The 20,069-nt window shown below is 37.2% G+C and carries 21 protein-coding genes, 1 rRNA gene and 2 other annotated features (1 of these 24 cut by a window edge); of the genes, 1 reads left to right on the top strand and 21 read right to left on the bottom strand.

The genetic code is table 11. The features are described 5' to 3' along the window. Positions 1 to 80: 80 nt before the first annotated feature. The 9 genes from ispE to metG all read right to left on the bottom strand — a co-directional run bounded on the left by ispE (position 81) and on the right by metG (position 9,160). Positions 81 to 932 carry a 4-(cytidine 5'-diphospho)-2-C-methyl-D-erythritol kinase gene (gene ispE / locus BW724_RS22805; protein ID WP_088077485.1) on the bottom strand — a complete coding sequence of 284 codons (852 nt, stop codon included), beginning with the start codon at positions 930 to 932 and terminating at the stop codon, positions 81 to 83. A 155-nt stretch (positions 933 to 1,087) separates the two neighbouring features. Beyond that, complete coding sequence (locus tag BW724_RS22800) at positions 1,088 to 1,261, bottom strand: small, acid-soluble spore protein, alpha/beta type (RefSeq protein ID WP_088077483.1); 174 nt, start codon at positions 1,259 to 1,261, stop codon at positions 1,088 to 1,090. Positions 1,262 to 1,411: 150 nt separating this feature from the next. After that, positions 1,412 to 1,678, bottom strand: coding sequence for a Veg family protein (locus BW724_RS22795; protein WP_088077481.1), 267 nt, complete (start codon positions 1,676 to 1,678; stop codon positions 1,412 to 1,414). Positions 1,679 to 2,165: 487 nt separating this feature from the next. After that, positions 2,166 to 3,032: a sporulation peptidase YabG gene (gene yabG, locus BW724_RS22790; protein ID WP_088077479.1), complete on the bottom strand. Its 867-nt coding sequence runs from the start codon at positions 3,030 to 3,032 to the stop codon at positions 2,166 to 2,168. Between the two features lie 57 nt (positions 3,033 to 3,089). Next, a complete protein-coding gene (rsmA, locus tag BW724_RS22785) occupies positions 3,090 to 3,965 on the bottom strand; it encodes a 16S rRNA (adenine(1518)-N(6)/adenine(1519)-N(6))-dimethyltransferase RsmA (protein WP_088077477.1) in 876 nt (291 codons plus the stop codon). Continuing rightward, positions 3,958 to 4,527 carry a ribonuclease M5 gene (rnmV, locus tag BW724_RS22780; RefSeq protein ID WP_088077474.1) on the bottom strand — a complete coding sequence of 190 codons (570 nt, stop codon included), beginning with the start codon at positions 4,525 to 4,527 and terminating at the stop codon, positions 3,958 to 3,960. Before rnmV ends, rsmA begins: the two co-directional genes overlap by 8 nt. A 341-nt stretch (positions 4,528 to 4,868) precedes the next feature. Further along, positions 4,869 to 6,077 carry a G5 and 3D domain-containing protein gene (locus BW724_RS22775; RefSeq protein ID WP_088077472.1) on the bottom strand — a complete coding sequence of 403 codons (1,209 nt, stop codon included), beginning with the start codon at positions 6,075 to 6,077 and terminating at the stop codon, positions 4,869 to 4,871. Positions 6,078 to 6,334: 257 nt separating this feature from the next. Further along, on the bottom strand, positions 6,335 to 7,099 hold the full coding sequence (locus BW724_RS22770; protein ID WP_088077470.1) for a TatD family hydrolase: 765 nt from the start codon (positions 7,097 to 7,099) through the stop codon (positions 6,335 to 6,337). 75 nt (positions 7,100 to 7,174) lie between these two features. Beyond that, positions 7,175 to 9,160, bottom strand: a complete 1,986-nt coding sequence (gene metG / locus BW724_RS22765) for a methionine--tRNA ligase (protein ID WP_088077468.1) — start codon at positions 9,158 to 9,160, stop codon at positions 7,175 to 7,177. A gap of 121 nt (positions 9,161 to 9,281) precedes the next feature. Further along, positions 9,282 to 9,537: a binding site (T-box leader), on the bottom strand. 571 nt (positions 9,538 to 10,108) lie between these two features. On the opposite strand from metG, the gene BW724_RS22760 reads away from it, so the two are divergent. Continuing rightward, the gene (locus BW724_RS22760; protein WP_088077466.1) at positions 10,109 to 10,393 is read left to right on the top strand and encodes an AbrB/MazE/SpoVT family DNA-binding domain-containing protein; all 285 of its coding nucleotides are present in this window, start codon (positions 10,109 to 10,111) and stop codon (positions 10,391 to 10,393) included. A 132-nt stretch (positions 10,394 to 10,525) separates the two neighbouring features. Here the strand turns inward: BW724_RS22760 and rsmI are convergent, their stop codons facing one another. From rsmI to rrf, 12 genes are all read right to left on the bottom strand, one after another. After that, positions 10,526 to 11,404, bottom strand: coding sequence for a 16S rRNA (cytidine(1402)-2'-O)-methyltransferase (gene rsmI, locus BW724_RS22755; protein WP_088077464.1), 879 nt, complete (start codon positions 11,402 to 11,404; stop codon positions 10,526 to 10,528). Next, positions 11,404 to 11,673: a GIY-YIG nuclease family protein gene (locus BW724_RS22750; RefSeq protein ID WP_088077463.1), complete on the bottom strand. Its 270-nt coding sequence runs from the start codon at positions 11,671 to 11,673 to the stop codon at positions 11,404 to 11,406. The genes rsmI and BW724_RS22750 overlap by 1 nt, the downstream gene beginning before the upstream one ends. Beyond that, positions 11,660 to 12,400, bottom strand: coding sequence for a tRNA1(Val) (adenine(37)-N6)-methyltransferase (locus BW724_RS22745; RefSeq protein ID WP_088077461.1), 741 nt, complete (start codon positions 12,398 to 12,400; stop codon positions 11,660 to 11,662). Before BW724_RS22745 ends, BW724_RS22750 begins: the two co-directional genes overlap by 14 nt. Positions 12,401 to 12,588: 188 nt before the next feature. Continuing rightward, positions 12,589 to 12,936: a DNA replication initiation control protein YabA gene (gene yabA, locus BW724_RS22740; protein ID WP_088077459.1), complete on the bottom strand. Its 348-nt coding sequence runs from the start codon at positions 12,934 to 12,936 to the stop codon at positions 12,589 to 12,591. Positions 12,937 to 12,951: 15 nt separating this feature from the next. Beyond that, positions 12,952 to 13,779, bottom strand: a complete 828-nt coding sequence (locus BW724_RS22735) for a PSP1 domain-containing protein (RefSeq protein WP_088077457.1) — start codon at positions 13,777 to 13,779, stop codon at positions 12,952 to 12,954. Position 13,780: 1 nt separating this feature from the next. Next, positions 13,781 to 14,770 (bottom strand): DNA polymerase III subunit delta', encoded by a 990-nt coding sequence (holB, locus tag BW724_RS22730; protein ID WP_328588736.1) that lies wholly within the window; start codon positions 14,768 to 14,770, stop codon positions 13,781 to 13,783. Between the two features lie 10 nt (positions 14,771 to 14,780). Next, entirely contained in the window at positions 14,781 to 15,110 is a 330-nt protein-coding gene (locus BW724_RS22725; protein ID WP_088077455.1) for a cyclic-di-AMP receptor, read from the bottom strand. A 139-nt stretch (positions 15,111 to 15,249) separates the two neighbouring features. Beyond that, positions 15,250 to 15,879 carry a dTMP kinase gene (tmk, locus tag BW724_RS22720; RefSeq protein WP_088077454.1) on the bottom strand — a complete coding sequence of 210 codons (630 nt, stop codon included), beginning with the start codon at positions 15,877 to 15,879 and terminating at the stop codon, positions 15,250 to 15,252. 13 nt (positions 15,880 to 15,892) lie between these two features. Next, the gene (locus BW724_RS22715) at positions 15,893 to 17,350 is read right to left on the bottom strand and encodes an aminotransferase class I/II-fold pyridoxal phosphate-dependent enzyme (protein ID WP_088077451.1); all 1,458 of its coding nucleotides are present in this window, start codon (positions 17,348 to 17,350) and stop codon (positions 15,893 to 15,895) included. Between the two features lie 191 nt (positions 17,351 to 17,541). Next, a complete protein-coding gene (locus BW724_RS22710; protein ID WP_176371538.1) occupies positions 17,542 to 17,769 on the bottom strand; it encodes a sigma factor G inhibitor Gin in 228 nt (75 codons plus the stop codon). A gap of 230 nt (positions 17,770 to 17,999) precedes the next feature. Continuing rightward, positions 18,000 to 18,965 carry a phosphotransferase gene (locus BW724_RS22705; RefSeq protein WP_088077447.1) on the bottom strand — a complete coding sequence of 322 codons (966 nt, stop codon included), beginning with the start codon at positions 18,963 to 18,965 and terminating at the stop codon, positions 18,000 to 18,002. A 522-nt stretch (positions 18,966 to 19,487) separates the two neighbouring features. Beyond that, a 5S ribosomal RNA gene (rrf, locus tag BW724_RS22695) occupies positions 19,488 to 19,602 on the bottom strand. An 87-nt stretch (positions 19,603 to 19,689) separates the two neighbouring features. After that, positions 19,690 to 20,069: a sequence feature (23S ribosomal RNA rRNA prediction is too short), on the bottom strand (it continues 404 nt past the right edge of the window).

Raw genomic sequence — 20,069 nt, 5'->3', positions numbered from 1 at the left:
ATTAACCCTCCCTAGACTAAATCCGAATATTTTAAAAGTAATATACCATTTATATACGGATTTAACAAGGTTCATTTAGGTTACCCTAGCAGTCGGACAACATAGACTTGCTCCATAAAACCTTTCAAGCCATTATATAAACGGTCTGCTCTTGATTCATTTTGAGTAATAGCAAAAACAGTTGGCCCACTTCCGCTCATGACAGCACCGTCAGCTCCAAATTGTAACATTCTCTCCTTAACCTTACTTACTTCTGGGTAAAGATTAAAAGTAACGTCCTCCATGACATTCTGAAGCCTACTTGAAATTCCGTGAAAATCTTTATTTTTTATTGCCTGAACCATTCCGTCAGTATCAGGGTGATCAAGATTATTTAAGTTTAACCTCCCATAGACGTCTTTCGTTGAAACACCTTTAGGTGGCTTTACTAACACAACCCAGAATGGCGGAGGGGATGGAATAAACTCTAACTTTTCACCTCTACCTGTAGCAATGGCAGTACCACCATGTACACAAAATGGAACATCTGATCCTATTTGAAGTCCAATTTCAGCCAGTTGATCTATACTTAATTGTAAGTTCCACATGTCATTTAACCCACGCAAAACAGCAGCAGCATCTGTACTTCCACCAGCCAATCCTGCTGATACAGGAATTTGTTTATCGATAAAAATAGAAACACCTTTTTTAATGTTCATATGGTCCTTCAGTAGCTTAGCAGCCTGATAAGCTAAGTTTTTATCATTGGAAGGTACAAAACCTTTATTTACTTCGATGACAATTTTATTTTCTTCTAACGTTGTTAGCTGAATACGATCTGCTAAATCGATCGTTGTCATGATCATTTCAACTTCATGATAGCCATCTTCTCTTTTTTTTAATACATCCAGTGTTAAGTTGATTTTCGCTGGAGCTTTTACTATTTTCTGCATTATTTTCCCACCTGCTTCTTTAGCCGTTCAAATCTACTTCAGTTATTTTACCATTTGTTATATTGGGATTCTAGGCTTCTTTGTGAATATGTATGAAATTATACAAAAATAGGAAGTACTAGGCTAGTTAAACCCTAGTACTTCCTGCCGCATGATTATTTATTGGACATTTGCTGCTCTGCCAGTTCAATGGCTCGTTTTACCATGTTACCAGCATCCCGTGATCGGATACCGCCCCAACCTTCTTTTTGAACAGTATCATAGAAGCCAAGTTCTCTTGCCAGCTCTTCTTTAAAATGATCTGACATTATCCCTCGTCTCCTTGCCATTAGCAACATCTCCTTCCATTACATGCGACAGTATTAGTATGTCCCTTAGGATAAAGAATACAGATAGTAAAAAAAAGAAACGATTACCCAAAAAAATCTAAACCACAACTAGCCATGTGATAGATACTTTTTTGAGTAATCGTCCTAATTTCAAACGTTTTCTGCAGTTTGAACCATTGCGTCTTCGTCTAATGTTAACTTAACTGTTTCCGTTAAAATATCTGTATAGCTGTATGAGATTCTTTCCACTGCATACTCATCTTGATCCAATTTGATCGTAAAAACGGAAGGATAAGTACCCTCTAATAAACCAGAACGTCTAATCATCTTACGTCTACCACCATTTGCTTGAATGGTGATCCTTTTACCTACATTCTCGTCTAGAGATCGTTTAATCTCAATTAATGTTTTAGCCATCCACCACACCTCACTTGTCCTAATTGTAGCACAAACGGGCAAAATAGTCAAATAAAACTAAAATTATAACAACTCTCTACCCTCTGTGTCAATTAGTTTCTCTCATTTTTTTTAACATTCTTTAGGTTGTACATTTTTCATAAAAATATGTAGATTGTTTTCATTCGAATTACTTTTCAGAATAAAACGAAAAGCGTAACCGCCTATGTACACGAGCGTAGGGCAGTGGAGGAATGACACTAGAAGTCACGCATTTTAGACTTCTAGTGTCATTTCGAAGTGCCCCGTAGTGAGTAGGCGGTGGAGCTAGACATGAATTCGAAGAACTCACTTTCTTATATAACTTAAACCTAAAAGCGTAACCGCCTATGTACACGAGCGTAGGGCAGTGGAGGAACAAATGCCTAGAACACCTACTTTTGTACACATAAAAAAACAAAAGTATCCAGTTCAGTGTTGGATACTCTTGTTTTTGGTTCATCTATATTTATTCTTCATTCATATATTGTGGCATTCCTCTTCGAAGAGAACCATTCGTCTCTACTCCACCAATCCCCTGTTTTCCAGTTAACGAAGTTTTTAATATATCCCAAGCTCCTACTCTTTCCATAAAAGGAGTTAGGCTCACCTTTGATACTACGTAAACTGGATCTAGTGCATGAATATTAACCCTTTCAGGAGAACTAGCAAAATTGGCTCCCGCCTTTAATAACGATTGAAAATTAGACTGGCATGCACCTGCAAATATAACGAGATGATCCATATAAGGTACTACTTTCCTAGCCTCTTTTACAGTATCGACGAAGTATCCAGAATTTCGGTATGCTTTCATGTCGCTCTCTTCCCCTTTTGAGCGAGAATATGAGTCATGGCCCGTGATGACTATAATATCTGGTCTAACCATTTCAATGAGCGACGCTACTTGTAGAGGCATTTCTTTCTCTTGCATATGAACACCGTATACAGGAACTCCTAAGCGGTCATATACTTGCGTACATTTTTTCAAATATAGAGAATCCCCATCTAGATGAAGTACCTTACCAGGAACTTCAAAATAGCTGTTTTTTTTTGTGTAACCTGATGTTACTTGGTATTCGTTCCTTTCACGGATTAATTTCCGATCTTGACGAAATAAATGGTAACAGCTCTCTTCTTTTTGCCTCTGGATTTTCTCCATTCTCTTTCTGTCCTGCTCTTTAATTATAATTAAATCATCAACTGGAGCATCTGCTACAAGCCGCATATCTTCTCCACAGAGTTCAGCATTATTACCATCTATATTTTTCACTCGAAATAAGATATCACAATTGTAAGAAGATCTCCCCACAATCTGACCCACTTTTATACCTGTCATGATACACGCCTCCTCACACGATAAAATATGCAAGAAGTGTTTTAGTTGCTACTTTTATTAGATTAACTTATACAACGCATTACTTAAGTCAGCAAACTCCTCCATGGACAGGCTTTCTCCTCGGCGCCTAGGATCGATCCCAGTCTCTGTTAAGCAGGTTTCCATATCAGCCTTTGACATCGTTTCAGAAAAATACTTTGACAAGTTATTTAAAATCGTTTTTCTTCTTTGTGTAAATGATGCCCTCACTATTTCAAAAAAGAATTCCTCATCATCTGTATCCACTGGAGGTTTCTCTCTGAGGGTTAATTTCAAAATAGCTGAGTCAACATTAGGCTGAGGTACAAAAACTGTTTTTGGTACGGTAAACGCTGTCTCAGCATGGGCATAAAATTGAGCAGCAATGGATAAAGACCCATAATCCTTTGAATTAGGCTTTGCAGCAATTCGGTCTGCTACTTCTTTTTGAATCATGACAACAATTGTCCTTAAAGGGAGCTTTTCCTCTAACAACTTCATTAGGATTGGCGTTGTTACATAATATGGAAGGTTCGCTATGACAGCTAAATCTTGTCCTTCAGAAAAATATTCTTCGATTTCATTAATCACGTCGGCCTTAAGTATATCTTGATGAATTACTTTAACATGGTCATATGGAGCTAAAGTCTCTTTTAAAATAGGAAGTAGGCGCTGATCTATTTCAAATGCAAGGACTTTCCCTGCCTTCTTAGCAATTTGCTCCGTTAATGCACCAATACCAGGTCCAATCTCTATAACACCTGTTTCTTCTGATATATCTGCTGCATCAACAATTCGTCGTAGAATGTTAGTATCAATTAAAAAGTTTTGACCTAAGCTCTTTTTAAATGAAAAACCGTAACGCTCTAAAATTTGTTTCGTTCTAATGGGAGTTGCAATATCCTTTTCACTCATAATCATTCTCCTCAATCACCTGGTTTAGTGCTTCAATAAATTCTTCTTTTGATATTTGAAATTGTTGTAGCCTTTTCAATAATTGTTTTCCATTTGTATAGCCTATACTCAATATTTCACCTAATTTTTCTCTTCTCATCTTTGCCCTATTACCAGCTATTAGACCTGCTGTTAGGAGATCTTCCCTCGTAATCTCAGTTTGACTAACTATCCCATAAGAAGCCTTAACATTTTCTAGTGCTTCAAGAATGTCTTCTCTAGAAGCATGCTCTACTCCTACCTTCTTTTTACGATGGTCAATCGCCGCAGATTTCGCTAAGAATGCATGCTTACACCCTGGAATAGCTTGATCTATCGTTTTTCGTATCTTTTCCCCCGGAAAGTCAGGGTCAGTAAATATAATGACCCCACGACGGGATTGGGCGAGTTCAATCTTGTTTAGCGTCTCCTTTGAAACTGCTGACCCATTCGTTTCAATCGTGTCGCAAGAAAGAATCCCTTGTAACACATTTGTATCGCTTTTTCCTTCTACTACTATTACTTCTTTTAAGTGCTTTCGCATGTTTTTCTATCCCTTCAAGCATAAGCTTTATACATTCATTTTGCCGTGAAAATAGACTAAATGTAATTGGATTCCCTGCAGGCTACTTGCTTTCCGCTCATTCAATTACCAAGTTAGTAATATTTTCATCATCTTTGGTCCAATTGGGTAGATATAATAAAAAATTTAATTTTTTTGTAATAAATGTGAAACATTTTATTTTTTCATACGTCTAATAAAATGAAACCGTTATTCCCAACTACTTAAATATGTATTATATATATTTTTATCTAGATATTCACATTTTAACAACATTAAACATAATGTAAATAAAAGAAAACACAGAGGATTTACCCCTGTGTTTATTCCACAATTCTTATTCTTACTGACTGACGGCCAAATCGATTAACTTGATTCCTGTCTGGAATAAAGATATCAATCTTTCTTCCTTGAATAGCGCCACCAATATCGGCAGCTAAATAGGTACCCCTACCCTCAACTTCAACACGGGAACCTAAAGGAATGACATTAGGATCAACTGCAATAACTTTCGCATCAGGATTAGACCTAAGGTCAATTCCTGTATATGTTACTCCTGAACATCCATTACAATAAGCTGTGTATGCAGTTGCAGTGAAGTTCATCCATTCTCCCTTTGAGACAGTACCCGAGCTTGAACTACTCCCACGGGATACGGTTGGTGCTGGATCTTTTGTTCCAACAGCAACAATGCGATCTTCACTATCAGATACAACTTCTTCTTTCACTAACTCTCGTGAAACTTCTTCGCCATCTTCAAAAATCACTTCATAATGCTTTTTAATTCGGCCTTCGCTTCCACTTTGTATCACTTTCTCAGAGCCACGCTCTAATGATGAGTCATTTCTTGTGACAGTAGCATAATCTACTGATTCTTCCACAACATCGGTGACCTTTTCAACCCGAACGACAGTAATTTCTGTCTCCTGTTCAAGCACATCATCCAATTCTGGTTCCACTTTATCTAGATCACCAATGGAGACGTTTTCTCTCTCTAAAAAGTCAGCGACCGTTGTCGAAGTCGTCCATATTTCCTCTTCTTCTCCATCACTAAAAACTGTAACAGGAAAAGCAGTTTCATAGTTAATTGTCATGTCTGCTGTTACTGCTGTATCTAATGGTGGTTCGATTACATCATGCTCATTAACTACAATATCTAGTTCTTCCATGAGCTCCTGTACAGTTCCAGCAATAGTCCATATTGGCTTTTCATCATCATCAATATTTACCATTACTTGTTGTGCAGGTATATATACTATATTCATAGCTTCAGTGAGTGCTGTGTCCTCGGATGGTTCGATGTAATCGTGAATGCTAACATCAATACCACGTTCTTCCAGAAGCTCTCCAACAGTTGATGCATGCGTATAAATAGTGTCAAGCTCGTCTTCCACTTCTACGGTCACTGATACTTTCGTAACTTCATAGATTGCAAAAGACAAAATACCCATCAAAGTTAGAAGGCCGACGCTGGATACTGCAAACTTTCTCCAAGAAAAATTAGAGATTTGTTGCTTCATCCATTGATTCATGGCTGAACCCCTCCCTCAGAAACCGAAATATACGCCCATTCCCCCCCCTTGTCAACTTTACGTAAGGAATCTTACCTAGTAGGATTTAATCAGATCATGTCAAAAAGGCAAACCTCCCTCCTCGACATGAACATCATATGCATTGACAAGTTATTGTAGAACCAACGAATTCGGCGCTTTGATTGGACAAGATCTTTTTTGATTCGTTAAGGGAAAAATGTCAGCTATTTGTCAGTATTTAGACACATTTTTTGTCACTAAATCCCGAAAAGTTCTTTTGCATTTTTATTAGTAATGTATGAAATTTCCTCATAAGAAACACCTTTTAATTCAGCAAGCTTTTCAGCAACCAATTTTACATATGCAGGCTCGTTTCTTTTTCCACGATATGGGTGTGGTGCAAGGTAAGGTGCATCCGTTTCAATTAACAACCGTTCAAGTGGAATCTCCTTCGCCACATCTTTTGGAAGCTTTGCATTTTTAAAAGTCAGAGGACCTCCAAAGGATATATGAAAATTCATTTCAAGGCACCGCTTCCCTATTTCCAGATCCCCACCAAAACAATGCATAATGCCTCCAACTTCTCTAGCGTTTTCTTCTTCTAAAATATCCACAATATCTTCATCTGCATTTCTGTTATGGATAATGATCGGCATCTTTAGTTCCTTTGCTAATTGAATCTGCTTTCTGAATACTTCCTTCTGTACGTCCTTTGGTGATTTGTCCCAGTGATAATCTAAACCCATTTCCCCTAATGCGACTACCTTAGGGTGTTCCGTTAACTCCTTAAGCCACAATAGATGCTCCTCTTTAAAGTCGATTGCATCAACGGGGTGCCAGCCTACAGCAGCATAAATAAACTCATACTTTTCTGCTAACTCGATTGCTTTGGGGATTGTTTTACTATCAAATCCTACGACAACCATATTCGTTACTCCTGTATCAATAGCCCGCTGAATCACCTCGTCTACATCATCTTCATATTGGTCAGCATTTAAATGCACATGCGTATCGAATAACATGTAACTCCTCCTTCCATATCTCTGAAAAACAAGGCTGCCTTACAAGGATCCCTCCTTATAAGGCAACTTAAATCATTATTTAACCTTCGAACCGTTTGGAAGTGCTTCTCCAATTGTGGCTAAAGTTAAATCATCGCCATTGGATGCAGCTAATATCATCCCTTGAGATAGTTCTCCTCTTAGTTTCACAGGCTTTAAATTAGTTACACAAATCACTTTTTTACCAACTAATTCTTCAGGTTGATAGTGCTTTGCAATCCCTGAAATCACCTGACGCTTTTCAAAACCTAAGTCTAACTGGATCTTCAAGAGTTTATCTGCCTTCTTAACTTTTTCAGCTTCTATTACTTGGGCAACCCTTAGTTCCACTTTTGAAAAATCATCAATTGTAATTTCATCTACTTCAGGAGCTTCAACAGCTTCCTGTTTAGTTTTATCTCCGTCTTTCTTTTCATCATTTTGAGTGACAAGTGTTCCACCCATTTGCTCAACAATATGCTTTACTTCTTCTTCGACTTCTAATCTCGGGAATAAAGGTTCTCCCTTTTTCACGACTTTTGTCCCTGAAGCCAACTTTCCAAATGCATGGAGAGACTCCCAAGATGTGATAACATCCCCTTCGACTCCTAACTGTTCAAATATTTTTGAAGGTGTTTCAGTTAAGAAAGGTTTTATTAATACTGCTATATGACGAAGGGCTTCAGCTAAGTGATACATCACTGACCCTAACTGTTCCTGTGCACTATCGTCTTTTGCTAGAATCCATGGTTGTGTTTCATCGATATACTTATTCGTTCTACTGACAAGCTGCCATATGGCCGTTAAGGCTACGGAAAATTCCATCTGCTCCATTGAACGTTCTACTTTTGTAACAGTGGCATCTACTAATTCCAGTAGTGAATCATCATATGGAGTAGCATCCTTCACATAAGGAGGAATCTCTCCGTCGAAGTATTTATTGATCATCGCTACTGTACGATTTAATAAGTTTCCAAGGTCGTTTGCTAGATCATAGTTTACTCTCTCCACAAAGCTTTCTGGAGTAAATACACCATCTGAACCAAATGGTACTTCTCTTAAAAGGTAGTATCTTAATGCATCTAAACCATATCGATCTATAAGAGGCACTGGATCTACAACATTTCCCTTCGATTTAGACATCTTCCCATCCTTCATGAGCAACCAACCATGACCAAATACTTTCTTTGGCAATGGCAGATCAAGAGCCATTAACATGATTGGCCAATAAATCGTATGGAATCTTACAATTTCCTTTCCAACTAAATGAACGTCTGCTGGCCAATACTTATTGTATTTGTCTTCATCGTTACTACCGTAACCTAGTGCCGTAATATAGTTTGATAAGGCATCTATCCAAACATAAACAACATGTTTTGGATCATTTTTTACTTTTACTCCCCACTCAAACGATGTTCTAGATACAGCAAGATCTTCGAGTCCAGGCTTAATGAAATTATTAATCATTTCATTTTTTCTAGAATCAGGTTGTATAAACTCAGGATTTTCTTCATAAAAAGCAAGAAGGCGATCTGCATATTTGCTCATTCTAAAAAAGTATGACTCTTCCTGAACCTTTTCCACAGGCCTTGAACAGTCAGGACAATTTCCATCCTTCGCTTGTAACTCCGTATAGAAGGACTCACAAGGTGTACAATATAGCCCTTCATATTTATCAAGGTAAATATCACCTTGTTCTACAAGCTTTTCGAAAATATCCTGTACTACTTGTTTGTGTCTATCTTCCGTTGTTCGAATAAAGTCATCATAGGAGATATCTAGTTTATCCCATAGCTTTCTAATGTCCTTAACGATATTGTCAACGAACTCCTGAGGGGATACTCCCTTTTCCTCTGCTTTTCTTTCAATTTTCTGACCGTGCTCATCTGTTCCTGTTAAATACATCACATCGTAACCGCGTAATCGCTTGTAACGAGCCATTGCATCACCTGCAACAGTAGTGTACGCATGACCTATATGAAGCTTGTCGCTTGGGTAATAGATTGGCGTTGTGATATAGAATGTCTTATTCTCTTTCGTCATCTTTTTATTCCTCCTATCATTAATGTTCAAGTAGTGTGTTGTTTTTCACAGTCTACTCTCAATACCATCATCGCAAAAAAACGTTTATCAGAGCCTAAAAAAATAAAAAACTCCCGCCCATAATTGGGACGAGAGTATACTCACGTGGTACCACCCAGATTCACTGCTCAATACATATGCAGCCTCTAGAAGCTCGTTAAATCAAATACTTAACGGCTCTCCCATATAACGCTGGGAATACGTCCTCCCCTTACTTTACAGCTCGAAGAGTAACTCCTCAAAGGACCATTTTCAAAAGTGCCATTCATACCAGTTTTCAGCTACCCTGGCTCTCTGTCATGAACTTTCCTTTTTACTTATCCCGTCATCGGAAAAGATATCCATCTGTATTCAGAATATACCTAATGGCTAGATTCATGTCAAGGCATTATCACCTAGATTTTTACGTGTATCAAATAAATGTCAGATATTATTATTATCTTCTAATGTGTGTAAATATATTCAAACAAATTCCAAAATAAAGATTACATTTTTTGTAACCTGGGTATAGTCTATACATCATTAAAGTGTGAGGTGATAGAAAAGATATCGTAAAACAATACGGACCATCAGTAAAAAATATTTATTCTCCTCCAATAATCATGTCATTTAATGTCGAATTAGTTACTTATAATATGGAAAAACTCTTAAGAAACCTATTATTCCAGTTCATACATGTTTTACCAAAGTTAATAGTGGTTATGTCGCAAAATGTTGTAATATCAACAATTTAAAAAAATTATGGGAAATCTATTTTTTTACAGATACAAAAATTCTATGAAATTATTAAAATTAAATACAAATTAATTGACTTCTTTTGGAAAAGTTGGTATTCTAAGTTTGAAAGAATTTTGTCGAATAATTATTATAGAGAAGAATGTACTTATAATCATGGGAGGAGAAATTATAATGAAATCTACTGGTATTGTTCGGAAGGTTGATGAATTAGGACGGGTAGTAATTCCAATTGAACTACGACGTACACTTGATATTGCTGAAAAGGACGCTCTTGAGATTTATGTGGACGACGACCGTATTGTACTTAAGAAATATAAGCCTAATATGACTTGTCAGGTTACAGGAGAAGTTTCTGACGATAACTTATCTATTGCTAGCGGTAAGATTATTTTAAGCCCAATGGGTGCAAAAGAAATCATTAAAGAGCTAGAAGACTACTTATCTAAGCAAGACTAATATTATTGGAAAAGTCCAAGCTCCTTGGACATCGGCCAAAATGCTGGTTTTGAAAACATATAATATCTTAGCTTTTAATTAAAAAGAAGATGTATAGTCAATTGACTGCCCATCTTCTTTTTTTATGCAAATTTAGTTAATATGGTACGCTTGGTAAACATCCCGCTTTTTTAAGCCTCTATCTTTAGCCGTTTGTGCAATAGCTTCCTTCGATGATTTTCCATCATTAATGTATACATTCACATGTTCTACAACAGAAAGGGAGTTCCACCATGACATGTCCGTTTCTAAAGCTACTTTTTCCTTTTCCGTTATGCCTTCAACAATAATGACACATTCCCCTTTAACACCCTCAGCTTCTATAAAAGAGAGAATTTCTTCTACACTACCACGAATAATCGTTTCAAACTGCTTCGTTAGTTCACGACATAGAGCCATCTGTCGATTTCCTAACTCAGAACTAATAGCATTCAATGTTTCTTTTAACCTGTGTGGAGATTCGTAAAAAATTAAAGTGCTATCTTCATTCTTTATTTCATTTAGGGCTGCATTTCTATCTTTCTTTTTCCTGTCTAGAAAACCTATAAAGGTAAACTTATCTGTGGGTAAAGCTGAAGATATTAAGGCTGTTAAGGCTGCATTAGCACCTGGAAGCGGGATAACTGGTAACTCCTCTTTATAAAACCTTGCTACTAAGTCCGCTCCAGGGTCTGATATGGCCGGCATACCAGCATCACTAACTAAAGCAACTTTTTCTCCCTTTTTTACACGTTCAACCAGCTCATCTTCCCTATCCCGTTTATTGTGCTCATGATAGCTAATTAGGGGAGTATTAATTGAAAATACGTGACACAATTTTTTTGTATGTCTCGTATCTTCAGCTGCAATAACATCTGCTTCTTTAAGTACGTCTACTGCACGAAAAGTCATGTCCTGTAGATTACCTATTGGTGTTGGTACTAAGTACAAACAGCCTTCAATTTCGTCCCGGTAGCTCTGTTGTATGTACATTACTTCTCTCCACCTTCACTAATAATAGCCTCTTTTTCCTGTCTAGAGAGCTGTTTTATTTCATACTCCCGTTTAAGAGCTTCTCCTTTTGTTTGGAAAGACTCTTCATAAACTAGTGAGAGGGGGCTTCTCCCTCGCGTATATTTTGCTCCTTTTCCTGCCTCATGTTGGTTTATGCGTTTTTCTATATCTGTCGTGTAGCCTGTATAATATGTTTCATCGTTGCATCTTATTATATAAACAAAATGTTCTCCATTACCATGTTTCATAATACTCTTTGAACTCCTTTGTATATTCTTGCCCATCTCCATAAACAAAAAACGGAGGATACGTTTTTAGACCAGGTTTTCCCCCACGAACAGCCTCAATTAATATCATATTAGCTTCCCTATCTTTTCTAGGGTGTACATATTGAATAACTTTTGGTTCTACCTTGTATTTTCTCATTGTTATAATGATATCTGCTAGTCTTTCTGGGCGGTGCACCATTGCAATTTTACCAGTCTGATTAACAAGTCTTGCACATATACGAATGACGTCATCTAGTGTACAGGCAATTTCATGACGTGCATAAGATATCTTTTCGTTTCTATTTTTCCCTTGATCGGACGTAACAGTGAAGTAAGGAGGATTACATGTCACAAGATCATAACTGCCCCAAGAAACTTCCTTGTCTAAGTCTAATATGTTTTTATGAATGAGGCTTATTTGTCCTTCTAAGTCATTGTATTTTATGCTTTTTTCAGCCAGCTCGCATAATAAGCTTTGAATCTCAACTGCATCAATTGGTGCACTAGTTCTTGTAGAAAGTAATAATGGGATTGCCCCAGTTCCCGTACACAGATCAATGATTTTACCAGTTGCTTTTGGTGCTTTTGCGAATTTAGCTAATAAAACTGCATCAATTGAAAATGAAAATATATCGTTTCTTTGATAAATATATCTTTTTTTCCCTGGCATGTAGTGAATATATTCGATTCCCTTTTTCTCTGTCATTTTTAAACTCGTTCCTTTTTATATGGCTATTAGTACGCCTAATTTATTTCTTAATTATAACTGAAAATACAGTTGTTGATGAACTTGCGCAAGTAGTCGCCAAAGCTAGACATACATGAATTCCAAGAGTCTTATAAATTATCATGAGAAAAAGTCTCTCCGATCAATATCGGAAAGACTTTGTTGCATCACTTTTTATTTAAAAAGGATAAGCAAAACAGACAGTCACCCTCTTTACGAATGCTACCATAATGCATATTGCAAATATGAAAGCCTTCTTGATAAAGTCGGGCTAAGTTATCGTATCCTTCACCAAAATCAGGCTTTAGACGATCCCCTGTTTCCTCCTGCTCATTTGGTTTAGATTTCTGTTCTGATTCCATTCTTTGGCGCAAATTAGCATTTTCAATTTGCAAATGATGATTTTCTTCAAGTAATAGAGCTAGTTGCTCTTTTAACTCCCCAAGTTCATGATGTAGCCCGCCAATTCGTTCCTCCAATTGACTAACTCGGGTAAAGATCTCATTTTTATTCACGATACCCACACCTCATTATTTCGTGGCTTCGCTGGTAATAGCTCCTTCTTCAATGAGCTCATCCAATGTGAATTCGATGACACGACTAGATTCAAATACTTCTACTTGAATTAGTCTTTCTAACATATTCAATCCTACTACTTTTCCTCTGCCATAACTTGTTTTTAGCTCATCATGAAGATCTGGGAGCTCTTTTTTAGCAGACTCATACAAATCATTCTCATATTTTAAACAGCACATAAGACGACCGCATAATCCAGAAATCTTAGTGGGATTAAGTGATAAATTTTGATCTTTTGCCATTTTAATAGAAACTGGCTCAAAATCACCTAAGAAAGTAGAACAGCAAAGCATTCGACCACATGGGCCTATGCCCCCTAGCATTTTCGCTTCATCACGTACACCTATCTGGCGTAGCTCAATTCTCGTTCGAAAAATGGACGCTAAATCCTTAACTAGCTCCCTAAAGTCAATTCTCCCATCTGCTGTGAAATAAAATAAAATTTTATTCCTATCAAATGTGTATTCCACATCCACTAGTTTCATATCGAGCTCATGGCTTTCAATTTTACTTTGGCAGACTTCGAACGCTTTTTGAGCTTCCTCCCGATTTTCCTGCACGATAAGCTTATCTTTATCGGTGGCTAGCCTTAAAACATTTTTCAGTGGAAGAACGACGTCGTTCTCTCCTACCTCTTTAATACCGATAACAGCTTTCCCGAATTCAATACCACGGGCTGTTTCTACGATGACATAGTCATCAACATTTATAGTTAAATCGCCTGGTGAAAAATAATAAATTTTCCCGGCTTTTTTAAATCGAACACCTACTACTCGATGCACGTTATCCCTCCTGTAACCTAAGAAGCAATTGCTCCATTAATAGCTGGGGAGCGGTGTTGGCATCCAATCTGCGTTTTGCATTCATTACCGCCTGGAGGTTGGATCCCAGCTTTTTCTGAGATAGCTTTAACGAATATTCTTGTAGTTTATTGATTTGATCTATATAAACAATTTGACTATCGTCATTAATTTGAAGTCTAAGAATATCACGATACCATATCATTAATAAATCCAGTCCTAATTGCATGTCCTGTTTTTCTTTGAAAAAAGGCATCCATGCCTCTTGAACCGTAATAAATGCATGCTTTGGACGCATTGAAATCTCATCTACTAATTGTATCACTTTATTTCTAGCTTGCGCAATCCAATTATCTTGGCAGAGTTGGATAGCTTCTTCCAAATCATAAGTAATCTGCGAAACTGCTTTTGCATCTGTTTCTGAAACCCCTTCACCAATAAGCTTGTCCACAAGCTGTTCAGGTGCTAAGGGGGCAAAGGATATAACTTGGGATCTCGAAACAATTGTTTTAATAATACGGTGAAACTGTGTTGTCATTAAAACAGCCAAAGCTTCCCCCTCAGGCTCCTCTAAAAACTTTAAGATACTATTTGCAGCACCAATAGTCATTTTCTCTGCTTCTTCCACTAAGTATACTTTCTTCTTAGATTCCACTCCACGGAAGCTAAATTCCTTTTTCAAGTGCCTAATTTGATCTACCTTAATGGATTGACTATCGGTATTAATAATATGAACATCTGGGTGGTTCCCAGAATCTATACGTTTACAATCGCCACATGAAAGACAAGGCTCTTCATCCATTTTATTTTCGCAAAAAAAGGACTTTGTTAATACCTTTGCCACTTCTAATTTCCCACTGCCTCTTCCACCTTCAAATAAATAGGCATGAGCTAGGCGATCTTTTCTTAAACTATTTGTAAGCATTTTAACTACAGTTGGTTGGGTTAACGAAAGGGTTTCCCAATTCATCATATATCTCCGCCTAGTACTTTTCGAATTCTTCTACAGGAAGGACAAAGACCGTAGCTCCTCCAACCTGTACTTCGACAGGATAAGGAACGTATGAGTCTGCGTTTCCACCCATAGGTGAAATAGGTGCAACCAATTGTTCCCTTGATTTACAGTTTTCTTTTATTATTTCAAGTACTTTTTGTACATTTGCATCCTCAGTACCTATCATAAACGTTGTATTCCCAGCTTTTAGGAATCCACCAGTACTTGCTAATTTTGTTGCACGGAACTCATTTTCAACTAATGCGTCAGACAATCGATTACTATCTTTATCTTGTACAACCGCCATAATTAGTTTCATATTGATTCCCTCCTCTATCTCCCGGATGTAGCTAGGAGTTTCTTTATTATATAGTGTATTATAACAAGAAACAAACGTTGCAGGATACTGTAAAAAAAATTATAACGATTTTTCAGAGTTATTGTATAATTCCGGCCTACTATTTTTCTATGGTTTCCTTTAATTGAGCCCAAACATTCTCTACTACGTCTTCTATAGTAGGGGAAGCATCCACCGTTTTAATTCTATTGGCTTCTTTTTTTGCTAAACTTTGATATGCTTTCCTTACATTCACGTGAAAATCAAGTTTCTCTTGATCCAAACGATTAACCTCTCTATCACTATTAGCCTGGATTCTCTTTAATCCTTCTTCTGGATCAATATCAAAGTATAAGGTTAGTTGTGGTAGGAGGCCTTCTGTCGCAAATAAATTAATTGCCAGTACTTCCTCAATCCCAATTCCCCTCGCATCACCTTGATATACTAAACTACTGTCGATAAATCGATCACACAAAATAATATATCCTTGCTCTAGATATGGTATAACCTTTTCTACTAGGTGTTGCCTCCTTGCAGCCGCATAGAGCAATGCTTCCGTACGAGGATCCATCTCTGTATGGGATGGGTCTAATATTACTTCCCTTATTTTCTCAGCAATAACACTTCCTCCAGGCTCACGAGTGGTAAAAACCTTTTTTCCTTCCTTCTCTAATCTATTCTTTACGGTTTGAAGAACAGTCGTTTTACCTGCACCTTCTCCACCTTCAAACGTTATAAAAATACCTTCCACAATACATTCTCCTTCATTTCATTACTACAGAGATTCCATCCTTGAACCAAGAATCTCCAGTTTGAAATCTAGTTTTATTCTCTATATGACGATGTAATTGTACAATATGATATTCACTAATATATTCACCCTTCATGATCAACGGAATTCCAGGTGGATAAGGTGTAATCGTTTCTGCAGCCACTAATCCTATACTTTCTGTCCATGGAACTTTAAAAACTTCCATCTCTAATAACTGAGAAAGTGGAACCACCGCTTCGGAAAAAATAGATTCATTTTCGTTTACAGTGAATTTTTTTATGTTATCCCTTTTTATGACGTAACCATTTTTTTCACCCAAAAGGCTACGTTTCATCAAACTTGTCCAATCAGCCGTTGCGAGTCCATCTACAGTCAACGGAAGCGTTAGTAGTATATGGTTTGGGGTAACCAGCTCTGGAAAAACGTTCAATGACTCCATCTTTTCCTTCCAAGTGTCCGTACTTATGTATTCATCAGCAACAAACACTAACTTTAAAGGGTCTTGAACATATTGATTTATCCTATTAGGTGATCGAACCCAGCCATCTCCACGATTTAATCCCTCTTTAAACTGCAATAGATGATCTGTCATTCTGCTCCAATCGCTCTCTAGTATCTTCGCCAAATATGCTCTTCCTAAATCTAATGATACCATGAGAGGATAGGATGGACTGCTTGACTGCAGCATACGAAGATAGTTCTTTACCCTACCCTTGTTTATTCGACTACTGTTTATGTGTAAAAATGCCGTCATCGTCATTGCAGGAAGCATTTTATGTGCAGACTGGATGATGATATCTGCACCAGCATGAATGGAAGATACAGGCCAATGACTATCTTTCAAAACAAGATGAGCACCATGGGCCTCATCAATAATGACGATCATTCCTGCATGATGAGCCAACTCCACATGATCGTCTAGTGGCTGCCCATAGCCTTCATATGTAGGATTTGTAAGAATAATTGCTTTTGCCATTGGAAAACGTTCAATAGTCTCTTTTAATGCATACTTTGAAACACCTAAAGACAACCCTGTTTCAACATCAACATCAGGATGGATAAAAACTGGAGTTGCTCCAGCAAGCTCAATACCATGGAAGACTGATTGATGTGAATTCCTTTGGACAATTACTTTATCTCCAGTTTTTAGCGAACTCATAATAGCTGCTAAATTACCAACAGTAGATCCACCCACTAAGAAAAATGTATCCTTAACTCCATACAAATTCGCTGCCAAATCTTGCGCCTCTTGTATGACACCATCAGGTTGATGCAAGTCATCCATTCCCTCAATTTCCGTTACATCGATCCTTAAGATCTGTTCAAAGATGTCTTTGCCCATTTTATTGAATACAGATCCATTTTTATGACCAGGTACATGAAAAGATATAGGTGACTTTTTCTGATGTTCCATCACCTTATCGTATAGAGGTGTCTTACTCTGATCCATATAAATTAACCTCTTTCCATCAATACTACTTTTATTATACAAGTCTTTATCTTTAATGGGAATGAATAGGTCAAATACATATTAGTTTTAATGAATCACTTTATTTTACGCAAAAAAATAGGAAACCTACGTTTATGAAACAAATCGTAGGTCCCCTATGTATTATATAAGACAAATATTCACTATTAGATTTAATTAGCTTTATTCTGACCCGTAGGCATAAGTGCATTTTTCACTTTTCTTAACCTGTGAACATAGAGATTATACCCTTGATCTTTTGTCTCTGATTGAACAATGTCACTCTCACAGTTTTTACAAATAAAATAGTTTAATAAATGAATCCCATTATCCCTTTCCTGTTCACAAATCAAGCATTCTTGTAAACTATCCTGTTTCTTTGAAGAAATTAAGCTACCCATAGTTTCTCCACCTCCATTCATAGTATGGCCGAGAAGGTGCTTTTCTATTCTTTGATTCTTTGAAAAAATAAAGTAGATTTAATTGTTGATGTAGATTCAATTTATGCACATGATTCAAAAATTGTTACACCTTCATTATATTTTTCTAATCAAAGCAAAAAAAGACACCCTCCATCTGAGTAATGTCTCTATAATTGCTAATCAATACACTCCACTTTATGCAAAAACAATTAATATTTCACCATCATAGGTAATAGCCATCCTAACAAATAATCTCTCGTTGAATTTACTACCTTCACCCGATATTCTCTATCTGGATTATGTAAAAGATCTTGGATAAAGCTAGTTAAGTCGATCATAAACCGTTCGTACAAATAGTACTTTATAAAGGTTTCGTTTACTTCGTACCCTGGGAAAAATTCTCTCATGATAGATAACCAAAGTTTACTGTCTTCATTTTTTGCTGCAATGGTCAAAAAACCATCCCTTTCTAATGGGGCAAAAATAGTTTCATCAAAATCTATAATAAAATGATCTCCATTTTCCGCAATCATTATATTGGGTATGATATCGCTGTGAGTAATATAGTAATCTGCATGCTCATTCTGGCATTTAGCGATCGTCTCTTTAATAGTTTCAGGACAGGATTTTAGAAACTCTTTATGAGGAATTAACATGTCTTTTACTTCCTGAGCTTCCTCCCCTTTTACCTCATGACTTAGAATAAATTGGACGTTCTCTTCGTACCCCTTAATGAAATGGTCACTAAACTCTTCCTTCATAAAGCTATCCCTTTCCGGAATATTCATTGAAGTACGATATATATGAGCAAGTTTTCTAAATACGGCTTCCCTATTATACTCATAGCTTTGCTTTGCATCTATTCGTTTAAATAATGCGATGACGGAACCATCTTTTTCAAAAAATAATTCACCTGTGCTTAATGTAACGACCCTAGTAATATAATCAATGCCACTTTTAACTAAAGCATCTACTACCCTTAAACCATTTTTAAATATATTTTGTCGTCTTGGGTTATGCATGATCTTCAAAAAATATGAATGATCTTCCGTATCTACAAAAAATGTTTCTGCTGCGAAACCCCTTGGTGCCTCATAAATACCAACAGGAGTGATACCATAAAAATGATTTAAATCCTTAGAAAAACGCTTTAGTAATCTCGGAGAGCTTTCCATACTACACACCTTCTTCCTAGTGATGATGTGAAATATCTTTTGTTATTCTACATTTAATAGTAACACAGTTACACAATTAATTAGCTGATCATTAAAAACGATGATAGGTCTTTATTCTTGCGTGAGGCAGGCTTCGTTCTGAGGAAATGAAGACTCAAATCTAGTTTTTTCTGGAGTTCAGTCTTCATTCTGGGAAAATGAAGACCCAATTCTGGTTTCTCATGAGTTTCAGTCTTCATTCTGGGAAAATGAAGACTCAAATTTGATTTTTCATGAGTTTCAGTCTTCATTTAATTAGCTCTATTAAAGACTATTTGTAATTTTACTTAGAGTAGTAATTTTTGCGTAAGATACGGTGTCTCTTCCTCTACGAGTAAAACCTTGTAATGAATCCGTCGAGATAACTTGCTGCATAGTCAACGAAGAAACGCTCGTTCCTGCGGGAAAAGCAATAGCCAAAGCAAAAATCATACCAATATAAAACACAAAAAAAGACACCCTCTATTGAGAATGTCTTTATCTGCCCAGCAACGTCCTACTTTCACAGGGGTAAACCCCAACTATCATCGGCGCTGGAGAGCTTAACTACCGTGTTCGGCATGGGAACGGGTGTGACCTCTCCGCTATCGTCACTGGACTTGTTGAGATAAAACAAAATAAATTGTCCTCTCAAAACTAGATAACATATTGGATTGATAAGACTTACAGAAGTTTTAAAAATAGTTTGGTTAAGCCCTCGATCGATTAGTATCTCTCAGCTACACATGTCGCCATGCTTACACACGAGACCTATCAACCTCATCATCTCTGAGGGATCTTACTCACTTACGTGATGGGAAATCTCATCTTGAGGGGGGCTTCATGCTTAGATGCTTTCAGCACTTATCCCTTCCACACGTAGCTACCCAGCGATGCTCCTGGCGGAACAACTGGTACACCAGCGGTGTGTCCATCCCGGTCCTCTCGTACTAAGGACAGCTCCTCTCAAATTTCCTACGCCTGCGACGGATAGGGACCGAACTGTCTCACGACGTTCTGAACCCAGCTCGCGTGCCGCTTTAATGGGCGAACAGCCCAACCCTTGGGACCTACTTCAGCCCCAGG

It is taken from the genome of Litchfieldia alkalitelluris, from assembly GCF_002153425.1.
Taxonomy (GTDB): Bacteria; Bacillota; Bacilli; order Bacillales; family Salisediminibacteriaceae; genus Evansella; species Evansella alkalicola.
Note: the sequence above shows the minus strand (reverse complement) of the source record. Positions and strands in the feature narration are given on the sequence as shown.